A 536-nucleotide genomic window follows, 5' to 3' on the forward strand; every position below is an offset into this window, starting at 1 on the left:
CCCCCGCCACACTCGCGCACTACCTGCGAACGCAGTTGGTGCCGTCAGTATCGAATTCCGGCAATGAAGTCGAAGCCGATGCGCTCGAAACGAAAGTCCGCGAGGCTTTGACCTCCATTCCGCTTGCCACGCTGCGCAATTCCGGCCTGCTCGACACGCTGCTGCAACTCGCCGAGCCCGGCAACGAAGCGCTGACCACTGACAACGCCTCCGCAGACCTGATCGACGACATGGACGCGGAGAGTCTCGTTCAGATCGCTTTGGGTAACACAACCGAGTCCTGACGAATTCAGAGGTGCGAAGTTCCCATGGCCATGTCTATCGACCAAGTCGTCACTGCCCTACGAGCATCCGTCAAGGAAGCCGAAAGGCTGCGGCAGCAGAATCAGCTTCTCATCACGGCGTCACGTGAGCCTATTGCGGTGGTGGGAATGGGGTGCCGTTATCCGGGTGGTGTGCGGTCGCCTGAGGGATTGTGGGGTCTGGTTGCGGGGAGCACGGATGCGATATCCGGGTTCCCCGAGGACCGTGGGTGG

1 protein-coding gene and 1 pseudogene are annotated in these 536 nt (G+C 61.0%); both read left to right on the plus strand.

Features of this window, described 5'->3' with window-relative positions:
* A pseudogene (locus tag IH48_RS36470) lies at window positions 1–284 on the plus strand (polyketide synthase); the annotation flags it as partial.
* A 24-nt stretch (window positions 285–308) separates the two neighbouring features.
* The coding region (locus tag IH48_RS35550; RefSeq protein ID WP_158710400.1) for a beta-ketoacyl synthase N-terminal-like domain-containing protein at window positions 309–536 on the plus strand (228 nt) is incomplete at its 3' end.

The organism is Streptomyces sp. NRRL F-5126 (assembly GCF_000721265.1).
Classification (GTDB): Bacteria; Actinomycetota; Actinomycetes; order Streptomycetales; family Streptomycetaceae; genus Streptomyces.